General features: G+C 71.8%; 17 protein-coding genes. 6 read left to right on the top strand and 11 right to left on the bottom strand.

Translation table 11 applies throughout. From position 1 onward, the window contains the following. Positions 1-307 precede the first annotated feature (307 nt). From ETAA1_RS26470 to greA, 4 genes are all read left to right on the top strand, one after another. Complete coding sequence (locus ETAA1_RS26470; protein WP_145243635.1) at positions 308-1,147, top strand: sigma-70 family RNA polymerase sigma factor; 840 nt, start codon at positions 308-310, stop codon at positions 1,145-1,147. Positions 1,148-1,196: 49 nt separating this feature from the next. Continuing rightward, on the top strand, positions 1,197-1,463 hold the full coding sequence (locus ETAA1_RS26475; RefSeq protein ID WP_145243638.1) for a hypothetical protein: 267 nt from the start codon (positions 1,197-1,199) through the stop codon (positions 1,461-1,463). 45 nt (positions 1,464-1,508) lie between these two features. Continuing rightward, entirely contained in the window at positions 1,509-2,225 is a 717-nt protein-coding gene (locus tag ETAA1_RS26480; RefSeq protein ID WP_145243640.1) for an ImmA/IrrE family metallo-endopeptidase, read from the top strand. 112 nt (positions 2,226-2,337) lie between these two features. Beyond that, a complete protein-coding gene (gene greA, locus ETAA1_RS26485) occupies positions 2,338-2,826 on the top strand; it encodes a transcription elongation factor GreA (RefSeq protein ID WP_145243641.1) in 489 nt (162 codons plus the stop codon). Between the two features lie 24 nt (positions 2,827-2,850). Here the strand turns inward: greA and ETAA1_RS26490 are convergent, their stop codons facing one another. The 8 genes from ETAA1_RS26490 to ETAA1_RS26525 all read right to left on the bottom strand — a co-directional run bounded on the left by ETAA1_RS26490 (position 2,851) and on the right by ETAA1_RS26525 (position 8,515). Then, the gene (locus ETAA1_RS26490) at positions 2,851-3,918 is read right to left on the bottom strand and encodes a protein arginine kinase (protein ID WP_145243643.1); all 1,068 of its coding nucleotides are present in this window, start codon (positions 3,916-3,918) and stop codon (positions 2,851-2,853) included. Then, positions 3,915-4,421 (bottom strand): UvrB/UvrC motif-containing protein, encoded by a 507-nt coding sequence (locus ETAA1_RS26495; protein WP_145243645.1) that lies wholly within the window; start codon positions 4,419-4,421, stop codon positions 3,915-3,917. The genes ETAA1_RS26490 and ETAA1_RS26495 overlap by 4 nt, the downstream gene beginning before the upstream one ends. 70 nt (positions 4,422-4,491) lie before the next feature. Beyond that, complete coding sequence (locus ETAA1_RS26500) at positions 4,492-4,983, bottom strand: UvrB/UvrC motif-containing protein (protein ID WP_145243647.1); 492 nt, start codon at positions 4,981-4,983, stop codon at positions 4,492-4,494. Between the two features lie 77 nt (positions 4,984-5,060). Beyond that, complete coding sequence (locus ETAA1_RS26505; protein WP_145243649.1) at positions 5,061-5,651, bottom strand: P-loop NTPase family protein; 591 nt, start codon at positions 5,649-5,651, stop codon at positions 5,061-5,063. After that, entirely contained in the window at positions 5,648-6,031 is a 384-nt protein-coding gene (locus tag ETAA1_RS26510; RefSeq protein WP_145243651.1) for a hypothetical protein, read from the bottom strand. The genes ETAA1_RS26505 and ETAA1_RS26510 overlap by 4 nt, the downstream gene beginning before the upstream one ends. Next, positions 6,021-6,497, bottom strand: a complete 477-nt coding sequence (locus ETAA1_RS26515) for a hypothetical protein (RefSeq protein WP_202920426.1) — start codon at positions 6,495-6,497, stop codon at positions 6,021-6,023. Before ETAA1_RS26515 ends, ETAA1_RS26510 begins: the two co-directional genes overlap by 11 nt. Then, complete coding sequence (locus ETAA1_RS26520) at positions 6,497-7,213, bottom strand: hypothetical protein (RefSeq protein ID WP_145243655.1); 717 nt, start codon at positions 7,211-7,213, stop codon at positions 6,497-6,499. Before ETAA1_RS26520 ends, ETAA1_RS26515 begins: the two co-directional genes overlap by 1 nt. Positions 7,214-7,255: 42 nt before the next feature. Further along, positions 7,256-8,515, bottom strand: coding sequence for a GDSL-type esterase/lipase family protein (locus ETAA1_RS26525; RefSeq protein ID WP_145243656.1), 1,260 nt, complete (start codon positions 8,513-8,515; stop codon positions 7,256-7,258). A gap of 44 nt (positions 8,516-8,559) precedes the next feature. Here ETAA1_RS26525 and ETAA1_RS26530 point away from each other — a divergent pair, with 44 nt between their 5' ends. After that, positions 8,560-9,396, top strand: coding sequence for a thymidylate synthase (locus ETAA1_RS26530; RefSeq protein WP_145243657.1), 837 nt, complete (start codon positions 8,560-8,562; stop codon positions 9,394-9,396). 109 nt (positions 9,397-9,505) lie between these two features. On the opposite strand, the gene ETAA1_RS26535 is transcribed toward ETAA1_RS26530, so the two are convergent. After that, positions 9,506-10,348 carry a DUF1559 family PulG-like putative transporter gene (locus ETAA1_RS26535; RefSeq protein ID WP_145243658.1) on the bottom strand — a complete coding sequence of 281 codons (843 nt, stop codon included), beginning with the start codon at positions 10,346-10,348 and terminating at the stop codon, positions 9,506-9,508. A gap of 136 nt (positions 10,349-10,484) precedes the next feature. On the opposite strand from ETAA1_RS26535, the gene ETAA1_RS26540 reads away from it, so the two are divergent. Next, positions 10,485-12,239, top strand: a complete 1,755-nt coding sequence (locus ETAA1_RS26540) for a sigma-70 family RNA polymerase sigma factor (protein WP_145243659.1) — start codon at positions 10,485-10,487, stop codon at positions 12,237-12,239. A gap of 53 nt (positions 12,240-12,292) precedes the next feature. On the opposite strand, the gene ETAA1_RS26545 is transcribed toward ETAA1_RS26540, so the two are convergent. After that, positions 12,293-14,062 (bottom strand): polyprenyl synthetase family protein, encoded by a 1,770-nt coding sequence (locus ETAA1_RS26545; protein ID WP_145243660.1) that lies wholly within the window; start codon positions 14,060-14,062, stop codon positions 12,293-12,295. A 223-nt stretch (positions 14,063-14,285) separates the two neighbouring features. Next, positions 14,286-15,584, bottom strand: coding sequence for a metallophosphoesterase family protein (locus ETAA1_RS26550; RefSeq protein WP_145243661.1), 1,299 nt, complete (start codon positions 15,582-15,584; stop codon positions 14,286-14,288). Between the last annotated feature and the right edge of the window lie 42 nt (positions 15,585-15,626).

The raw sequence follows: 15,626 nt of genomic DNA on the forward strand, positions 1-15,626 counted from the left end.
GATTCGGTTGGGTTCTCCGACCGGGTCCACTCGGGTTTCGTGCCGCCGGCGCCGTCTCGGCCGGTGGTGCGGGTCGTGCCGGCGGGAGTCGTCGCCCCGGTGGCGCCCGCCGTGCGGCCGGCGCCCGCCGGATTCCGCGGCCGGTCGGCCCCAACCGACCGCATCCGTCCAGGGGATCGTTTCAGCGGTCGATACGTCCTTGCGGGTTCGTCCGCGGGTGAACCACGCCCGCGACACCCGCCCAGGACGCCGGGGTCTCCGACTCGCTCGCCGTCGCCCGCCGGACCCACACCGACAGGATGCCGTAATGTCCCGCCTCCGCAAATACCGTCCGGACGTGGTCCAGTCGCCGCTCGAAACGTACCTCCGCGAGATCAACACCACGGCCCTGTTGACCGCGGACCAGGAGAAGTCGCTGGCCCGCGCCATCGCCGTCGGCGACACCGAGGCCCGCGACCAGATGGTCCGCGCCAACCTCCGCCTGGTGGTGAACATCGCCCGCGGCTACACCGGCAAGGGCCTGGCGCTGCAAGACCTGATCGAGGAAGGGAACCTCGGCCTCTTGCGCGCCGTCGAGGGCTTCGACCCGGTGATGGGGACGCGGTTCAGCACGTACGCGAGCTACTGGATCAAGCAGAGCATCAAGCGGGCGCTTGTCAACACGGCGAAGACGATTCGCATCCCGGCGTACATGGTCGAGCTGCTGGCGAAGTGGCGGCGGGCGACGAACAAGCTGTCGGACGAGCTGGGCCGGCCGCCGACGCACGAGGAGGTGGCCAAGTTCCTGGGGCTGCCGAAGAAGAAGCTGAACATCATCAAGAAGGCGATCCGGGTGTACAACTCGGCCCCGCAGACGGACCAGGGCGGCGAGCAGGGGTGGAGCATCGAGGAGATGCTGATGGACAACCGCTCGAAGACGCCGGACACGGAGATGGTGGAGACGGACGACCTGAAGCACGTGATGGTGCTGCTGGAGAAGATGGACAAGCGGGAGGCGTCGGTTCTGCGGATGCGGTTCGGCCTGGACGACGAGGAGCCGAAGACGCTGAAGGAGATCGGCGAGTGCCTCGGCCTGACTCGGGAGCGGGTGCGGCAGATCGAGAGCGAGGCGCTGGCGAAGCTCGGCGAGAACCTGAACGGGGACTGACGCGGGCGAGCGGGGTCGCGTCAGCGCCCCGCGCGAATCGGCTTATGGTTTGCACTTCAGCTCCTCCGGCCGCCGCGATTCTCGCGCAGCGCTTTCCGGAGGAGTCGGCACGGGCTCGATCAGCGCCAACCAACCCGAGCACACCCGTACCGACCTCCGCGGCCGTGAGGCCGTCGCCAAGATCAAGGAGCTGGTCGGCACTGCGAAGAACTGTTTCTTCGCCACCGCCGGCTCCAGGCGCGACACCAAGATGCTGATCGGTGCTGCGGTCGGCAAAACGCTCGACGACTCGGTCGAGGGCACCTTCAAGGTTTGACCTCCCACCCTTGCACCAGGCCGCCTCATCGGTTCTGATTTCCGCATGGACTGCTCCCAGGACGAACTCTTCGACGCCTGCGACCGGCTCGTCCACGGCCTCCTGGAGCGAGCTGGCGTCACCCAGCCGCCGGTCGACGCGCTCCGCCTCGCCGACGACCACCTCGGCATCCCCGTCGAGATGGTCGAGCCCGACGAGGACGACGCCGACGGCCCGCCGCGGCGCCGCCGCCCGTCAGCCGGCATCGTGCTGAACCCGCACATGACCGCCGAGCAGCGCCAGGCCGTCGCGGCGCAGGGGATCGCCCGGCACCTGCTGCCGGACCTGCTCCGCAAGATCGACATCGTGCCCGGCAGCGAGTCGAAGCAGGCCGCGACGCACCTCCGCGGGCTGCTCGCGGCTCGAATACTCGTCCCCACCCGGCTCCTGCGGTCGGCCCTGCGCGAGCACAAGTACGACGTACCGGCGCTACACCAGGCCTTCCGCACGGCGAAGATGGAAGCCGTCGCCCTGCGGCTGCTCGACCTCGACTCGCCGTGCGTCATCGCGGTCGTGGACGACGGCGTCGTCGCGGTGCGGCGCGGCAACGGGCAGCCGGCCGACCGCAAGCTCACCGACGCCGAGCAGCAGTGCCACGACCGGGTGGCCCAGCTGGAGCTGCCCGAACGGGTCCGCACCGGCGGGTGGACGGCCGACGGGTGGCCGGTGCCGAACCGGCCTTTTCGGCGGGTGCTGCTCCGCGCCGTGCCCGACGAGCTATAATGGCCGAACGACCCGGCCCCGGCGGCTGCCCCGCAGCCGCCGGGCTTTTTCGTCCGCGACCGGGTTGCCCCGACGACGTGCGTCCGCGACGGACCGCTCAGGAGTGCCGATCATGGCCGACGACCGCATCCCGATGACCCGGGAAGGGTACGACAAGCTCAAGGCCGAGCTCGACCGGATGCGGAACGTCGAGATGATCGCGGTGACCGTGCGGGTGGCCGAGGCCCGTGCCATGGGCGACCTGAGCGAGAACGCCGAGTACCACGCCGCCCGCGAGGACCAGGGCATCCTCCAGGCGAAGATCAACGAGGTGGCCGACCGTCTGGCGCGCGCCGCCATCGTGGACATGGCGACGCTGCCGAAGGACACGGTGGCGTTCGGCAGCAAGGTCAAGGTGATGGACCTGGACCTGGACGAGGAGGAGACGTACGAGCTGGTCGGCCCCGGTCAGGAGAACCCGGACAAGGGCCGCATCCTGACCGGAAGCCCGATCGGTCAGGGTCTCCTCGGCCGCAAGAAGGGCGACACGGTGGAGATCCCGGTGCCGCGCGGCACAATCCGGTTCAAGATTCTGGACATCTCGATGGCCAGCGGGATTTGAGCGGGCGGCGGGGGCGTCCCACGCCTACCGCGCCGAGCCGAGTTCGCGCAGCTTGGTCTTGAGGTACTTCGCCCGCGCGGCGTTCCGCTCCTCGCCGTCCAGCGGCTGCCCCATCAGCTTCTGCAGGTGCGCCGCCTGCGTGTGGATGAACAGCTGGTTCACCGTCGTCGCCGGCAAGTCTTCGATCAGCCGCTGGTGGATGCCGAGCCGCACCGCGCTCAGCAGCTCCATCGTCTCCTCCGACGTGATCATCGTCGCGCTGCCGAGGGTGCCGATGGCGCGGGCCACGCGGTCCTGCTCGGCCTGACGGCGCTCCTTCAGCAGGGCGTTGCGGGCCTGCCGCTCGTACTGCAGGATCGTCTGGATGACCTCGCCGATCTCGGCGAGGATTTTCGGCTCGCTCTTGCCGAGCGTCACCTGGTTCGAAATCTGGTACAGGTCGCCGAACGCCCGGCTCCCCTCGCCGTGCAGGCCGCGGACGGCCAGGTTGATCTTCTGCAGCGCCCGGAACACCTTCTCGATCTGCTTCGTGAGGCCGAGCGCCGGCAGGTGGAGCATCACGCTCGCCCGCATCCCGGTGCCGACGTTCGTCGGGCACGCGGTCAGGAAGCCGAACTGGTCGTGGAAGGCGTACCCCAGCCGCGCCTCCAACGCGTCGTCGAGCTTGTCGATGTCCTCCCACGCCTCGGTGAGTGCGAGGCCGGAGCGGAGCACCTGGAGCCGCAGGTGGTCCTCCTCGTTCACCATCACGCTGACGGATTCCTTCTGGTCCAGGGCGACGCCGCGCGGGCCTTCCAGCACGGTGGCCAACTCGCGGCTGATGAGTTGCCGCTCGACGAGGAACTGGCGGTCGAGCGGCGACAGGCCGGGCACGTCGATGTAGTCGAGGGTGTACGGCAACTCGGCCTTGGCGAGGGCGTCGCGGGCCTTGGCGGCCGTCTCGGCCTTCTGGGCCGCGGAGGCACGGTTGGCGAACGGGAAGCCGGCCAGGTTGCGGGCCAGGCGGATACGGGTGGAGACGACGACGTCCGACTCGGGGCCGGTGCCGCGGAGCCACTCCCCGAGGTTGGGCAGTAGGGTGTCGAGGTTCATTGGCCGGCCTCCTCCTGCCGGGCCGCGTCGCGGAGCCGGGCCGCCTCCTCGTAGTCCTCGTCGCGGGCGGCGGCGGCCATCCGGCGTCGGAGTTCCTGCAGTCGGTCGTCGCGGCGGGCAGCGCGGACGGCCCGGGGCGTCTTGCCGGCGTGGGCGTCGGCCCGGTGGATGCGGGTCAGGAGCGGTTCGAGGGCCGGGCGGAAGGCGTCGTACTCGGCCGGGCAGCCGAGCCGCCCGGTGGCGCGGAACTCCCCATACTGTAGGCCGCAGTCGGGGCAGGTCAACGCGGCGGTCTCGGCGGGCGTGGCGGGGGCGGGGCCGGCGGCCCCGAGCAGCCCGAGCAGTGCCGGCACGTGGACGGTCCCGGCGGCGCCCCCGGGCGCGTCGGCGAACAGCTTGTTCTTCTTGGCGCAGGGGTCGCACAGGCGGAGCACCCGCTTCTGCTTGTTGACGATCTCCGTCAGGGTGACGGTCGCCGGCGCGTCGCAGAACTGACAGGTCATGGCACTCCCCTACCACACCGCCGGCCGCGCCGGCCAGCCGAACCGCCCTCGCCCGTCGGTCGGGTCCGGGTCACGCGTCGCCCTCCTCCAGCCGGCGGATCTGGTCGCGGACGCGGGCGGCGTCCTCGTACTTCTCGTCGGCCACCAGCTTGCCGAGGCGCCGCCGCAGGCCGTCCAGCTCGGTCGCCGCGGCCTTCCGCTTCGGGCCGCGGCGCGGCGCCTTGCCGGCGTGCGTCGCGTCGCCGTGGACGCCCTCCAGCAGCGGCAGCAGCTCCGCCCGGAAGGCGTCGTAGTCGTGCGGGCAGCCGAGCCGGCCGTGGTTACGGAATTCCACGAAGGGCATCCCGCACGCCGGGCAGGTGCCGTCGGCGGGGGCGTCGGCCGGGTCGATCGCGGGGCTGTCGGCGGCCTTCGCGGCCGGCTTCTTGCCGCCGGCGGTGCCCGGCTCGCTCATGTACTTGCGGGCGCAGTCCTCGCAGAGGTGGACTTCCTCGAACCGCTCCTCGGGCAGGACTTCGGTAATGTGCAGGGTCGCCTGCTTCGGACAGCGCTGACACTTCATCGGCCGGCCCCCTCGCCCCGCCGGGCGGCGGTGAGGGAATTGTACCGCGCGGCGCCGCGGGGCAGAACGGGAAGCGGTCAGGCCGCCTCCCACCGGTCGTACAGCTCGAACAGCACCTCGCGCAGGCTGCCCCGGTGGGCGCACAGCCGCGCGGCTGCGTCATAGCCTTCGAGCACGCCGCGGCCGTCCGCCGGCAGCAGTCGCGCCAGCACCCACTCCAGCGCCTCGGGCGTCACGTCGGTGCGGTGCAGCGGCGGGAGTCCGGCCGGGCGGTGCGTCGTCACCAGCAGCCCGGCCCCGGCCCGGCGGCACTCACGCGTCACGCGCCGCTGGCCGAGCCAACCCAGCTGCTCGAACCCGTCGATGACCAGCAGCGGCCGCGGCCCCGGCAGCGGCCACAGTTCCGGCGGCAGCGATCGTTCCGCGGTGCCGAGCCGCACGCGGCGGACGGTCCACGCGGTCAGCCGCGGCAGCAGGCTCGCCAGCAGCGTCGATTTGCCGCTGCCGTGCGGGCCAACGACCTCGCTCCAACTTCCCGCAGCCTCGAAGCGCGTCACCAGCGCGTCGAGTTCGGCCCCGCCGGGGAGGCGGTAGGGGATCGCGCCCGGCTCGACGAAGCGAGTCGAGAACGGGTTCACCCGCGGCGGTGTTCCGACGCGGCCGGTCACGTCGGCTCCCGCGGCGCGAGCACGAACGGCGCCTCGGCCACGACCTCGCCGGACGCGCCGAAGCGGAGCCGCACCCGCGCGACCCAGTGGACTTTCACCAGCGTGCCGTCGTAGCTCCACGGCGTGTTCGGCAGGCGCACCGCGAACGTCCCCGGGTTGGGCAGTTCCGGCAGCGTGCCGGCGGCCGCGGTCCAGTCCTCGAAGTGGATCACGCCCAGGTCTTCGGTTCCCTTCCCGGACGTGTGCCACAGCACCGACACCTCAACGCTGTCGGCGTCGGCCGGCGGCCCGCCCGGAAGCACGAACGCACCGCGGACCTCGTCGCCGGGGTGAAACCGGTCGCCGGTAACTTCGACGCGCACCTCGGGCTCACCCCGCATAGCCGCCCCCCGGCCGCACCACGACCTCGAACCCGCGCCCGTACGGCAGCACGCCCAGCACGCGGCCCCACACCGTCACCTTCCACGTCACCGAATTCTTCTTCGCCTCGAACGAGTGCATCGCCCCGGCCGGCACCCGCAGCGTGAAGTCCGTGGGCGCCGCGGGCAGCGGTTCCGGCAACTCGGCGAGCTCCTTCGCCGCCTCGCAGCGCTCGGTGCTCTGGGTCGTGCCCGCCTGGTACGTCGCCGCCTCGGTACACACCAGCGCCACGCCCACCTTTCGCAGCCGGCACGGGCCCAGCTGCGCCACCCGCCCGTGGTACGTGCCGCCGGGCTCGAACGGGTGGGCGTCCACTTCTACCGTCACCTGGCCGGTCAGCATGGCGACCACCCACGCGCCGGCGGCGACGACGCCGACGACGACCAGCACCAGGCCGATCAGCACGAACGGGATGAGAAACACCATCAGGAACCACTCGGGCTGCCCGCGCTGGACGGCGAGCACGGCCTGCCAAACGAACACGCTGACGATGCCGTTCCAGAACACCGCCACGCCGAGGACGCCACGCAGGCGCAGCCGGCGCTGAGGTCGGCGGGCGGCAGGCGGCGTGCGAACTCGCGGCCGGGGAGCGACGGGTCGGCCGGCACCGTCGGGAAAGCGTCGGGGACGGCGGGGGTTGCGGTGAGTTCCGAACGCCGCGGCGGCTTCGGGGTCAGCACCGCGGCCTTCTCCGGCGACGGGGCGGCGCGCTTCAGGCGTTCCGGCAGCGCCTTCAGGTACGGCCACGCGAGGAAGCTGAACAGCACGCCGGGGGCGAAGAACACGACCGGCGCCACCCACCCGGGGGCGCCGAGAACCTGTGCGGCGATCACTCCGCCGATCGACAGCACCGCGACGAGCAGGAACGCCCCGACGACCGGCGCGAGCAGCGGCCACGCCGCCCGCTGTTCGGGGGTCATCTCGACGCCGGAGGCGCGGGCGCGGCGGACGGCCAGCACCACGAGCCCGACGACGTACAGGATCGGGACGCCGAACATGATGCCGGCGACGACCGGCAGCGGCGCGTCGAACCCGACGCCGGCGCCGACCGCGCCGGCGAATCCGAGGAGGCCGGCGAACACGAGGCCGGCGAACAGCAAGCACCCGTGTAGCGGCTTCGGCGGGGCGTCGGGGTCGGCCATGCGCCGAGTAGACCACGCCCGCCCCGCCGACGCAACTGCCGGTCACTGCGCCGGGCGCACCTCCCACCGGCGAGCCTGCGGCGCGGCCAGCTTGTACACCTCCGCCTGCGCCGCGTCGGCCTCGGCGCGGCGCGTCGCAAGCTCGGCCGCGCGCCGCTTCTGGCCCGCCGGCGTGCTCCAGTACGGGTCGCCGTTCAGCAGGATGCCGCGGAACCGGCCGTGAACGATCCTGTTCTTATCGTTGATCGCCTTCAGCACCGCGTTCCCCTGCTCCCACACCGGGCCGGTCGTGACGGTGCCCAGGTTCACCCCGTCGGCCAGTTGCTTCGCCGTGTACTTCGCCACCTCCTTGCCGTCGATCTTCACGGCGTAGTTGCCCTCGGCCAACCCCTTCACCGTCAGCCCGTAGCGGTTCAGGTCGCGCAGCTCGTTCGTGTACGGCAGCATCGGCAGCCAGTCCTTCTGCACGGGCAGCGGCAGCGCGTCGTCGAGCCGGGTGAACGTCACCCCGTCCTTGCCGGCCTTCAGCTCCGTCACCATCGCCCCCTTCGCCGCGATGCCGCCGGCCGCGGTCAATTCCACCTCGCTCGCCGCCGCCGGCGCCTTCAGACCGGTGAGGATGGCGTGGGCCATCAGCAGTCCGCCCGGGGGCGACGTGTGAAACCCGTCGTAGTACGGCACCGCCGACTTCGCCTTCGGATCCACTTCCTCCATGCGGTCGGTCGCGGCCTTGGTGATCGCGTACTGGTCCACGAACGCGAACCCGTACTTCCCGGCGAGGCCGGCGAGCGGGGCGTAGAACTGCTTCTGCGTCACCACGTACTCGGCGCCGTTGCTCTTGTTCCGCTTGTCCACGGCGTTCGGCGACAGCAGCGCCACGCGGACGCCGGCGTCCTTCGCCATCTTCAGCATCGCCTCGGTCCGCTCCGCGAACTGCTTGGCGCGGTTGGCGTCGAACTTGCCGTAGCCGCCGTCGTTCATCCCGAAGTTGATGGTGACGGCCGTCGGCTTCTCGTCGAGGACGTGGCTCTGGAACCGGCCGGCGCCGCCGCCGGCGGTGTCGCCGCCGATGCCGGCGTTGAGGAAGCTCATCTTCCCGTTCGGGAACCGCGTGGTGAGGTACAGCTCGACGTAGGTGCTGTACTGGTACTGCTCGGTGATGCTGTCGCCGAGGAAGACGACGCGGTCGCCGGGGCGGAAGAAGAACTCGCCGGGCGAGGCGGGAGCTTTGTCGTCGGCGCCGGCCGGCGCGGGCAGCGCCGCGGCGGCGACGAGCAGCGCGGCGGGGAGGAGGCGGACCACGGGCGGACCTCGTGTGGGGAGTGGGGCACCGCTAGAATAGCGGGATGGAGCCGTACCTGAATCTGCTGCGCGACGTGTACACACGCGGCATCGACAAGCCGCAGCGGGCCAAGGTCGGCGGCCGCAGCCTCCTCTGCCGCAGCCTGTTCGCCCCCAACCCGATCCGCCTCGACCTGGCCGCCGGCTTCCCGCTCCTTACCACAAAGCGGATGGCGATTCGGCCCGTCGCCGTCGAGCTGCTGTGGTTCCTCAGCGGTTCCACGAACAATAACGACCTGCTCGCGCAGAACGTCCGCATCTGGGACGCCTGGGCCGACCCCGTCACCGGCGAACTCGGCCCCGTGTACGGCAAGCAGTGGCGCCGCTGGGAGGCCGCCGACGGCCGGCGCGTCGATCAGATCACCGAACTGGTGCAGAACGTCCGGGCCGTCGCCGCCGACCCGTGGCACCCGGCGGCCCGGCGGCTGCTCCTCACCGCGTGGAACCCCGGCGACATGCCGCCGCCGACCACACCGACCGGCTGCCACACCCTCGCCCAGTTCAACGTCACCGCCGGCCGGCTGTCGTGCCACCTGTACCAGCGCTCCGCAGACATGCTCCTCGGCGTGCCGTACAACATCGCGTCCTACGCCCTGCTCACGCACCTGCTCGCCAGGGTCACCGGCCTCGGCGTCGGCGAGTACGTCCACTCGTTCGGCGACGCCCACGTCTACGAGAACCACTTCGAGCAGGTCGCCGAGCAGCTCACGCGCACGCCGCGGCCGCTGCCCACGCTCGTCCTCGCCGACGACATCACCAGCCTGGACGACGTGCGCGTCGATCAGATCAGCGTGGCCGGCTACGACCCGCACCCGCCGATCCGCGGCGAGGTCGCCGTCTGAGATTCTTCCGCGCCCACCGGGTGCGGGTTGCGGAAACATGTCACGCGATTAGACTGACCTCGGGCCAAATTCCGATCGGTCGCAATCAATTTCTGCGTAACGGGTTGCGTCACTCGCCTGGTAGGCCGTCCGTCTCGCGGCCGGCGATCGTCGCCAGGGCGAACAGAATCCGCGGGTCCCCACGGTCGGTGAAGAACCGCACCGAGCCGTCGGCGAAGCCCCAGTTGGCGCCGCCGGCGTGGGTGCCGCCGAACTGGCCGCCGCGGGCCATCAGTGGCCCCGCGCCCGCGGCGTCGTTCAGCCCGCGCACCGTGGCCGACCCGCCTCGCAGCCACGGCCCGAGGTCGCCGGACCGTTCCCCGAGCAGCAGCGACTGACTGAGGCCGTCGGTTATGTAACTAAACGGCGTCGGTCGGTCGTAGCGGAAGCAGCCGGCGCGCGGCGGGGCGGCACCCGGCGGGTCGGGCAGCACGAGTTCCGCGGCGTCGGCGCCGAGGCCGGCGATCCCCACGTAGCTGGTCGGGGCGGGGGCCGAGTGGTCGGCGGCAGGCGGGTCGGCGGGGCACAGCGCGGCGCGCAGGCGGGTGCGGGCGACGGTCTGGTTCGCAGCCGCGGGGAACGGTTCGAGCGTCTTCAGCCCCGCGAGAAGCGGCCCGGCGTCCTGCCGCTTCTGGTCGAGGCCGGGGAGGACGCGCGGGAACCAACTCAGGCGGTCGTCCGGGGCGACACCGGCGAGGGCGACCGTGCCGGCGGGGATCTCGCTCGGCAGGCGGTCCGGGTCGCCGACCTTCGGGTCGACGTGGTGGGCGGCGAACAGGCCGATCTCGCGGAGGTTGGCGGCGCAGGTCACGTCGCCGGCGGCGCGGCGGTAGCGGAGGATGTACGTGGCGACGAACCCGACCGCGACCAGTAGCACGAACCCCGCCGCCGCCGCCGCCGCCCACCGCCGCATGACGCGCCCCCCGGAGTGACTGGGGGATGGTGTAGGGGAAAGCGATCGCCCCAGCCGGGCCGACGGCCCCGGGGCACGACGGATTCCGCGCGACGCGCCGGCCGCCCCGCCGACGATACACGGAGGAGGTTCACGGGTGACACCGACCGCCACCGGCCTGACCCGCCTCGTCGGACCGACCGACGCCGACCTGCTGACGCGTTTCGTTGCCGCCCGCGACGACGCGGCGTTCGCCGAGTTGGTCCGCCGCCACGGCCCCGCCGTGCTGGCCGTCTGCCGCCGCCTCACCGGTCATCTTCAGGACGCCGAAGACGCCTTCCAGGCCGCGTTCCTCGTGCTGGCGCGGAAGGCCGACCGCGTCCACCCCGGCGAGCCGGTGGCCGGGTGGCTGGTCGGCGTCGCGGTGCGGGCGGCGCGGAACGCCGCCGCCCGGGCGTGGCGCCGGCGCGGCCGCGAGGCGCTCGTCGAAGTCGTGCCCGACGTGTCCGCGCGCGGCGCCGAGCCGTTCGACCCGGACGCCGCGGCCGCGGTGCTGGACGAGGTCGGCCGGCTGCCCGCGTTCCTGCGGTCAGCGGTGATCCTGTGCGAGCTCGAAGGCCGCTCGCGGTTCGCCGCGGCGCGGGAACTCGGGGTCGCCGAAGGGACCTTGAGCAGCCGCCTGGCCGCGGCGCGGAAGCGCCTCGCCGCGCGGCTCGCGGCCCGCGGCTTCGCCCCTGCGGTGCTCGCCGTCCTGGCCCCCGCCGTCGTGCCGCGGCGGCTCCAGGCAGCCACCGCGGACCTCACCACCACCCCCGTTCCCGGTTCCGTATCCACCCTCGCCCGCGGAGTGCTGCCGATCATGGACGTTCGCCGCCTCTCGCTCGTACCCCTCCTCGCCGGCCTGGCCGCGGTCGCCGCGCTCGCCATCCCCGGCGCGTCCGCCCCGCCGCCGCCGACGGCTCCCGCGCCGCGGGCCGCGGCCGCCCCCGCGGCCGCGGCCGGGCCGAACAAGCTATTCTTCTGCCACGGAGACGACTTCTACCTGTGCGACCCGGACGGCCGCAATGGCCGCGTCGTGTCGCACCCCGAGTGCCCCGACCCGCACCCGGACGCCTTCTCGCTCTCGCCGGACGGGAAGACGGTGGTCTACGCGATGAACAAGGGGAACCCCGGCGCCCGCGTCCAACGGCTCCTCCTGTTCGCCGCCGACGGCACCGGCCCGGCGACCGACATCGGCGACGGCCGGGCCACGATGGGCTACCGCTGGTCCGGCGACGGCACCCGAATCGCCGTGATGAGCGGCGACGACGAGGCGAAGGACGCGGCGACGGCCAACATCCGGCACGAGGTCGTGGACGTGGCGACCGGCCGCCGCACCCGCCTGCCGGTACCGAGGGACCACTACGTCACCGACTGGTCGCGGGACGGGGAGCGCTTCGTGACGTGCCAGATCGGTGTGCTCACGGACGGCCGCGAGACGTGCCGCACCTGGCTCCTCGACCGCCACGGGAAGACCGTCCGTGAGATCGGCGCGCCGGAAAAGCTGATGGCGGCCGGGGGGCGGCTCTCGCCCGACGGGCGGCGCGTCCTGTGCAGCGCCCTCCGCCCGGACGACGACCGCGACACCGGACTCCTGTACGTCTTCGACCTGGCGACAGGGAGCACGACGCCGGTGGTGGGCGTACCGCCCGGCGGGCACCTGGGCGGCTGCTGCTGGTCGCCCGACGGCCGGCGGATCGCGTACACCTGGCAGTCGAACCGCGTCGAGCCGAAGCCGGGCCACCTGGACCCGAACCAGAAGATCGAGCTGCGGGCGATCGTGTGCGACCCCGACGGGCGGAACGCGACGGTGGTGGCCTCCGACCGCTCGACGGCGGGCAACTGGTCGTTCGGGTCGATCGACTGGCGGTAGCCGCGGTAGGAGTGCGGCGTAGCACCGCGGTGCTACGCCGCAAGCGGCGGAACCTATCTCCCCAGTTGCACCAGTTGCGTCACCCCGCGGGTGGGCAGCTCGCCCTTCTCCAGCACCGTGTCCACCAGGTAGTACAGCAGCTCCCGGAACGCCTCCGGCTCCACCGCGTCGGCCAGCGCCTCGGCCTTCGCCCGGAACTTGTCCACCAGCGCGTCCGCCTTCCCGAAGACGTCCGCGGCGAAATAAATGTCGCGCACCCGCGGCAGCACGTCCTCGCCCTTCGCCCGCAGCAGGTGGAGCAGCTCCTCGCGGCGGGCCGGGGTGCTCCCCTCCAGCGCCAGCGCCAGCAGCAGCGTCGGCCGGGCCGCCAGCACGTCGCCGCCGGCCGTCAGCTTGTTGTCGTCGTCGCCGGTCCAGTCCTTGATGTCGTTGAGGATCTGGAACGCCACGCCGACGTTGCGGCTGAAGTCGGCGATCATCTTCTCGTAACTCTCGACCGGGCCGGCGAGGCGGGCGCCGGTGTACAGCGCCGCCTCGAACGCGGGGCTCGTCTTCAGCGCGTAAATCTTCAGCGCGTCAAGTGTGGTCAGCGCCTGGTCGGTGGCGTCGCGCCACAGCAGCTCGGCGCCCTGCCCTTCGCTCAGTTTGAGGTGCGCGTCGGCGAGCTTGTCGAGGACGTCCGCGGCGACTTCGGCGCCGAGCGCCTTGCGGTCGCGGCTCACGAGGCGGTAGCCGAGGCCGATCAGGTAGTCGCCGACGTTGATGGCGACGCCGGTGCCGTGGGTGCGGTGCAGCGTCTCGACGCCGTACCGGTAGGCGTCGTCGTCCTCGATGTCGTCGTGGACGAGGCTCGCCTTGTGGAACGTCTCGATGGCCAGCGCCGCGTGCTTCACGGGGTCGGCAATCGTCCAGCCGTCGGCGGCGCGGGTGGCGGCGGCGCCGGTGAGGGCGTCGTGGGCGGCGAGGACGATGAACGGGCGGCTCCGCTTCCCGCCGCGGGCGAGGAAGTCGTAGGCCAGCGCCTCGTGCCGGGCGAGCGGGTCCGCGGCCGCGGCGCCCTGGCGGGCCTTCGGCACCAGCCGCGTCAGCTCGGGCTCGTCGAACATGACGTTCGCGGCCCGCATCAGGTGCATGTACGTCTTGGTGGTCGTCTCGGGCGGCGGGGTGTGGAGGCCGATCGACTCGAACACCCAGTCGTTGTCCACCGACGTGTTCTTGCAGTTGCTCGACAGCAGCGGCGTGGCGATACACGGGATGCCGGCCAGCAACACCTTGTCGAACGCCTTCTCCAGCACGTTCAGGCACGCCACCCCGACGATGGCGTCCACGTGGCCGCTGACGATGATCTTCAGCACGATCGGCGTGCCCTCGCTCACCAGCACCTTGTAGCCGAGTTGCTCGGCCTTTGTGCGGAAGTCGCCGACCTCGCAGGCGCCGCACTTCTTGCAGTCGAGGCCGAGGTCGTCGTACTCGGCGGGGCAGCCCTCGGCGTTCTTCAGGCAGTGCGGCAGGAGCATGAGCCGGCGGTGGAACGGGATGGCCGCCACCTGGTCGCGCCAGAACTCGTTCGACAGCATCACCATCGTGAACCCGAGGTACTCGCCGCCGAGCCCGAGCCGGGCTAGTACCGATTCGCTCATCTCCTTCGCGCCGTCCCGCGACAGCGGCTTCGACTTGTCGAGCGTGGCCACGAACGCCTGCACGGCGGCGCGCACGCGGTCGCGCAGCTCGCGCGTCTCGGGCACGGCCTTGAAGGCGGCGGTGTTCAGCTTCGGCGGCTGGGTCGGCGGCCGCTCGGGCGGGATGTCGAGGGCGTGGTCCACAGAGGCATCCTTCGGGCGGACGACGGGCGTTGGGCGGTCGAGTCAGGATACGGAGCGGGGGCGGGCCGGCAGTGGGGGACACCCCAGTCTGCCAGACCCGCCCCCGGATGCAACCGTAATCCGCGCCGGACGTTGGCGAGCGGCGGGGCGTAAGTCCGCCGGTAGGGCTCACGAGGCATACCGCGCCCCCCCCGCGGGCTTACGCCCCGCCGCTCGCCTCACTTCAGTTCTGACTCCGCAGTTCCAATCGGAATTCGTTGGCCCCTTCCTTCACCTCGACGCGGAGCGGGCTCGCCCCGGGCGTCGCGTAACGGGTCGGGATGGTGTTCTTGGGCGGCTCCTCGCCGTCGTAGTAGCCGCGGCCGGTCTTCGCCACCGTCACCGTGTACTGACCGACCGGCACCCCGTCCGACTTCGTGTACGTCGAGAACGGCACCACCCCGGCCGCGTCCGTCAGCCCGTCGGCGACGTAGCTGTACACGTCTTTGCCCGTCTTGTCCTTGCCGAACTTGTGCAGCGCAACCGTGGCGCGGGCCAGCGGCTGGCCGTCGAGCAGAACGGTCGCCTTGGCGAGGTGCGTCGGCAGCATCTTCCGCACCACGCCGGTCTCGTCGCTCTCCGGCTCCCGCAGGTTTTCCGGCAGGATGCCGTCGAGCATCACGTTGGCGATCAGCGGCGCGTCGGCCTTCATGGTGATCCAGGCGACGTGGTCGAACTCGCCGTACTCGACACCGCGGAGCTTGCTGCCGCCGCCGGTGGTGGCGAGCTGGTAGTAGTTGTTGCCGTTGCGGACGAACTTCTGGTAGCGGTGGACGTGACCGCAGAACACCGTGTACTTGCGGCCGCCGAGCGCCTCCTCGACGGCGCCCCAGCCGTTCTTCGTCAGGTCCTTCGCGGTCCAGATCGGCTTGTGGAGGAACACGAACGTCCAGCGGGCGTCGCGGTTGGCGGCGAGGGTCGTCTTCACCCACTCCCGCTGCTCGGGGTCGATGGTGCCCATCTCGTCCGGCGGCGTTTCCGAGTTCAGGCACAGGAACAGGCACTTCTCGTAGGTGAAGCTGTAGTACCGCTTGCCGTACCGCTGGCCCCACATCTTGGACTGCATCTCGTTGGTCAGGTCGTGGTTGCCCGGCACGTAGAAGAACGGCGCCTGGAACTTCTTCACGTACCCGTCGAACTGGTCCCACTCGGCGGCCACCACGTCTTCCTTCGTGCTGTACCCCTCGATGAGGTCGCCGACGGACATGACGAACTCGGGCTGGAGCAGGTTAACCTGCTGGACGGCCTTGCTGAACACCTTCTCGCGGTGGCCGCCGGTACGGTCGGAGACGACGGCGAACTGGAACTGGCCGTTGCCGGCGTTGGGGCGGGTGCCGGTCCAGGGGTTCTTGTCGCCGGGTTCGAGGCCGCCGAACCCGCCGCCGGGGCCGGCCGCCGTGACGGCGGTGGGGCGGTTCTGCGACGCGACGACGACGACGGCGAGCACAGCGAGCACGGCGGCGGCGAGGAGGAGCTTCTTCACGGCGGGGGCTCCGGCGGGGCGGGGTGGGGCTCAAGCCCCAGT

The sequence above is a fragment of the Urbifossiella limnaea genome, from assembly GCF_007747215.1.
Lineage (GTDB): Bacteria > Planctomycetota > Planctomycetia > Gemmatales > Gemmataceae > Urbifossiella > Urbifossiella limnaea.

Bases quoted from the DNA above. Each gene is read 5' to 3' on its own strand.
- ETAA1_RS26470 (WP_145243635.1), top strand. From the start codon at position 308: ATGTCCCGCCTCCGCAAATACCGTCCGGACGTGGTCCAGTCGCCGCTC.
- ETAA1_RS26480 (WP_145243640.1), top strand. From the start codon at position 1,509: ATGGACTGCTCCCAGGACGAACTCTTCGACGCCTGCGACCGGCTCGTC.
- greA (WP_145243641.1), top strand. From the start codon at position 2,338: ATGGCCGACGACCGCATCCCGATGACCCGGGAAGGGTACGACAAGCTC.
- ETAA1_RS26490 (WP_145243643.1), bottom strand. From the start codon at position 3,918: ATGAACCTCGACACCCTACTGCCCAACCTCGGGGAGTGGCTCCGCGGC.
- ETAA1_RS26495 (WP_145243645.1), bottom strand. From the start codon at position 4,421: ATGACCTGTCAGTTCTGCGACGCGCCGGCGACCGTCACCCTGACGGAG.
- ETAA1_RS26500 (WP_145243647.1), bottom strand. From the start codon at position 4,983: ATGAAGTGTCAGCGCTGTCCGAAGCAGGCGACCCTGCACATTACCGAA.
- ETAA1_RS26510 (WP_145243651.1), bottom strand. From the start codon at position 6,031: ATGCGGGGTGAGCCCGAGGTGCGCGTCGAAGTTACCGGCGACCGGTTT.
- ETAA1_RS26515 (WP_202920426.1), bottom strand. From the start codon at position 6,497: ATGGTGTTTCTCATCCCGTTCGTGCTGATCGGCCTGGTGCTGGTCGTC.
- ETAA1_RS26520 (WP_145243655.1), bottom strand. From the start codon at position 7,213: ATGGCCGACCCCGACGCCCCGCCGAAGCCGCTACACGGGTGCTTGCTG.
- ETAA1_RS26530 (WP_145243657.1), top strand. From the start codon at position 8,560: ATGGAGCCGTACCTGAATCTGCTGCGCGACGTGTACACACGCGGCATC.
- ETAA1_RS26535 (WP_145243658.1), bottom strand. From the start codon at position 10,348: ATGCGGCGGTGGGCGGCGGCGGCGGCGGCGGGGTTCGTGCTACTGGTC.